This is a genomic window from Methylobacterium sp. WL103, from assembly GCF_008039885.1.
GTDB classification, from domain to species: Bacteria; Pseudomonadota; Alphaproteobacteria; order Rhizobiales; family Beijerinckiaceae; genus Methylobacterium; species Methylobacterium cerastii.
This window is the reverse complement of sequence record NZ_VRUX01000434.1, coordinates 1-3,664: the sequence shown is the minus strand read 5'-3', so window position 1 is coordinate 3,664 and position 3,664 is coordinate 1. Positions and strand designations below refer to the sequence as shown.

3 protein-coding genes and 2 pseudogenes are annotated in these 3,664 nt (G+C 68.3%); 1 reads left to right on the top strand and 4 read right to left on the bottom strand.

Features of this window, described 5'->3' with window-relative positions:
* The 4 genes and pseudogenes from FV222_RS20050 to FV222_RS20035 all read right to left on the bottom strand — a co-directional run.
* A pseudogene (locus FV222_RS20050) lies at window positions 1-207 on the bottom strand (SufS family cysteine desulfurase); the annotation flags it as partial.
* Window positions 194-1,585 carry a family 2B encapsulin nanocompartment shell protein gene (locus FV222_RS31910; protein WP_147815467.1) on the bottom strand — a complete coding sequence of 464 codons (1,392 nt, stop codon included), beginning with the start codon at window positions 1,583-1,585 and terminating at the stop codon, window positions 194-196. The gene FV222_RS31910 and the pseudogene FV222_RS20050, both read right to left, overlap by 14 nt.
* Before the next feature lie 490 nt (window positions 1,586-2,075).
* Complete coding sequence (gene cysE / locus FV222_RS20040) at window positions 2,076-2,921, bottom strand: serine O-acetyltransferase (protein WP_147763926.1); 846 nt, start codon at window positions 2,919-2,921, stop codon at window positions 2,076-2,078.
* A gap of 43 nt (window positions 2,922-2,964) precedes the next feature.
* Window positions 2,965-3,162: a hypothetical protein gene (locus tag FV222_RS20035; RefSeq protein ID WP_147750683.1), complete on the bottom strand. Its 198-nt coding sequence runs from the start codon at window positions 3,160-3,162 to the stop codon at window positions 2,965-2,967.
* Between the two features lie 358 nt (window positions 3,163-3,520).
* Between FV222_RS20035 and FV222_RS31350 the strand changes: the two are divergent.
* Window positions 3,521-3,664, top strand: a pseudogene (locus FV222_RS31350) (YeeE/YedE family protein); the annotation flags it as partial.

Sequence of the window (3,664 nt, the reverse complement as noted above, 5' to 3'; positions counted from 1 at the left end):
GCCCTGGGGAAGGCTCTCCAGGCCCTGCGGCAGTTGCGGCGAGGCCGGCGGCGACGGGGCGAACGGCGCGGACGCCGCCTGCCCCTGGCCGTAGATCTCGCGGGCGAGGCGCCCGACGAGGTCGGCGTGGGCTAGGGACGCGGCGCTGTCGCCCGTGGGGATGCCGATGGCGGACGTGCTCAACGCGCCGGCCTCAGGCGTAGTCATGGTAGTTGCCGAGCAGCACGTTATCGAGGCGTGCGATCGCATCCTCGACCAGGACCGCAGCAGAGAAGTAGCGGGTCACCAGGTGTGAGGCGATGGAATGGTCGTTGGTGCCCATGTAGCGCACCGACAGGCCCGGTTCGATCTCGCCGGTGACGCCGGACTTCTGCAGGCCGACGACGCCCTGCTCGCCTTCGCCGACGCGCAACAGCAGGATCGAGGTGGTCTGCGCGCCGGTGGCCGGGTCGACGTCGATCGGTAGCTTGTCGCTCGGCACCAGCGGCACGCCGCGCCAGGTGAGGAACGGGGCGCCGAACAGGTGCACCACGACCGGCGGCACGCCGCGGCGGGTGGCCTCGCGGCCGAAGGCGGCGATGGCGCGGGGGTGGGCGACGAAGAAGGCGGGCTTCTTCCAGACGAGGGTCAGCAACTCGTCGAGGTCGTCCGGGGTCGGCGGACCCGAGCGGGTCGGGATGCGCTGGCGCCCGCCCACTTCGTTGAGGAGGCCGAACTCGGAGTTGTTAAGCAGCTCCCACTCCTCGCGCTCCTTCACGGCATCCACCGTCAGGCGGATCTGCTCGCGGAGCTGGTCGATCTCGTTCGAGTAGAGATCGGTGACGCGGGTATGGGTGTTGAGGATCGTCTGGATCGTCGAAAGATGGTACTCGCGCGGATCGATCTCGTAGTCGACGAAGGTCGTCGGCAGGCGCGGCGCGCCGGTGTGCACGGCCAGCAGCTCGATGCCCTGCTCGCCGTGGCTGTTGGTGTGGCCCTTCAGGCGGTCGCGCTCCTCGACATAGTGCGCGATGCGGTTCTTGACCGCGTCGTCGTCGAGCGCCGCGCGGTCGAGGGTCAGCAGCGTCACCGCCGAGAGCGCCTTGACGGCCGGTGCGGGCTGGCCGTCGCCGACGAGGGTTTCGTCGCCGAAGAAGTCGCCGCGGGTGGCCAGCCCCGAGCGCAGGCGGTTCTTGTACGGGCCCGACAGCGAGAGCTCGACGGTGCCGTCGGCGACGACGGTCAGGCTGCGGTCGCCGGCGCCGCCTTCCGAGATCGTCTCCCCGGCGTTGTGCCGGTTCTCGGTGAACTTGCCGGCGAGCGCGGACAGCTCGGCGTCGCCCAGGCGGCTGAACGCCGGCACGGCGCGGAGCGAGGCGGGACTGATCGTGCGGGCGTTGCCGTCCGTGGCGAGGTCGATGCGGCCGGGTTTGGCCAGCACCACGGCGCGCCGGTTCACGCGGTAGACGCCGCCGTCCACGTTGACGAAGGGCAGCAGCCGCAGGAGCCAGCGCGGGGTGTTCGCGAGGTTCTGGACCGAGGTGACGGTCGCGGTCGATAGATTGCGTGCTGCCGATGCGCCCACGCTCAGTCCTTGTCCGCTCATGTCCGGTCGTCCCCACTTTGTTTTTGAATTGTGTCGCGCCCTCTGAAGAACAGGCGCGATCGATCAGCCGCATTTACGCTGCGTTGAGAGCAAGAGCGCTCGGCTAAGAAATCGAATGATTGACATCCCGTTGCGAAACCTATGTAGCATCGGGATAGAACGACGGTTTAGCCTCGACTGCGACGCATCGTCAATAGAAGAATATTCCGAATTTGTGGATTTTTGCAGTATCGCTTCCTGTCTATCGACCGTATGATGAGGACGATTTCTGGAAATGGGCATCTCGAGAGAATGAAATTCTAGAAATTACCCTCCGAACGCGAGGTTCGACGGGAAATCCTCTTCAACGGCGTCCCGTGCGGCGGAGCCGGTCCGCGCGGCCTTGCGCCTCTTCCCGGGTCACGAGTGGCGTGGACGGCCTTTGCGACCTTCGATTCCGCCGAGATCGGGCGGCAGCCTTCAACGGCGCCCAAGTCGAATCATCGTCGGGTCAGATCCCGTCTCCGAAGAACTGGTCCATGCTCTGGGCCGGCTCCTCGTTGCGCGGCAGCTTCGACACCACCCGGGCGGGCACGCCGGCGACGGTGGTGTGGGCCGGTACGTCGTGCAGCACGACCGCGGCGGCGGCGACCCGGGCGCCTTCGCCGACGCGGATGTTGCCGAGCACCTTGGCGCCGACGCTGAGCAGCACGCCGCGCTCGATCTTGGGATGGCGGTCGCCGCTTTCCTTGCCGTTGCCGCCGAGGGTCACGGATTGGAGGATCGAGACGTCGTCGGCGATCACCGTGGTCTCGCCGATCACCACGCCGGTGGCGTGATCGATGAACACGCCCGAACCGATCCGCGCCGCCGGATGGATGTCGGCGCCGAACACCTCCGAGATCCGGCTCTGCACGTGCAGCGCCAGCGTCGCCCGGCCCTGGTGCCAGAGCCAATGCGCGACGCGGTAGCCCTCCAGCGCCGCCAGCCCCTTGTAGAACAGGAACGGATCGAGATAGCGGCGGCAGGTCGGGTCGCGCTCGCGGATGGCGACGAGGTCGCGCACCGCGTGGGCGCCCGCATGCGGGTCGGCCTCGAATGCCGCCAGGCACAGGTCGCGCATCGCCAGCCGGGAGAGGTCGCCGTCGCCGAGCCGGTGCGCGAGCCGGTAGGCGAAGGCCTGCGCGATGCTGCGCTGGTCGAGCACCGTCGCCTGGATGATGCCGGCATAAAGCGGCTCCTCGACGAGCGCCGCCTCGGCCTCGCGACGGACCTCCTGCCAGACCGCGTCGACGGAGGTGCTGCGGCTCGTCGTCCGCAGCGGCGCCTTCGGCAGGGCGGAGCGCGCCTCCCAAATGGCGCCCAGACTCACGCGACGATCCTCGATTCGAAAGGCATCCTCACGCCGCCTGCTTCTTGAAGAGATCCGGCAGGTAGCGGTGCAGGGTCTCGTGGCCGTCGAACTTCACGTCCAGGGTGAGGCTCGCCGCCGGCGCCTCCGCATGCGTCTCGACTACGCGGCCCAGCGCATGGCGCCAGATGCCGAGCGCTTCCGCCACGTCGAGCCGTGCGAAGATCACCTGGTCGCCCTCGACGATGGAATCGGCCCGTGCGGTCCGATTCGCCGCCGGCCGGCGAGGCCGATCCGCGACCGAAGGGGCGGGAGAGTCCATGTCCTCCGTCGCGTCGAAATCGGAGAAGCTTTGCGTCGCGGAAGCCCTGTCCAGCAGCATGAATATTCCGTTAAGTAATTGTTTCGATTGGATAATTGGCGATGCGAACCTCGATTGCAAGCCTTGTTTCCGTTCCAGGGCCGCGATAGGCCGGAGGGGATGTCGGCACTTCCGGTCGGCCGGAGCCCCCGCGGATGATGAAGTCCCTTGTCGAAGGCCGCCTATCGGCTGCGTGCCGCGGTGACACGGCCGTGCGCGCGGCGCCTCGGCGCGGCGTGCGGGCATGAGCGCCTTTCTCCCCGCGCTCGCCGGCGGCGCGCTCATCGGCCTCTCGGTCGCGATGCTGCTGCTGTTGAACGGCCGCATCGCCGGGATCAGCGGCCTGGTCGCCGGCCTCGGCACCGACAGGGGCGAGCGCCGGCGCGTG

Excerpts from the sequence above, each read along its gene's own strand:
- FV222_RS31910 (WP_147815467.1), bottom strand. The coding sequence starts at position 1,585 with ATGAGCGGACAAGGACTGAGCGTGGGCGCATCGGCAGCACGCAATCTA.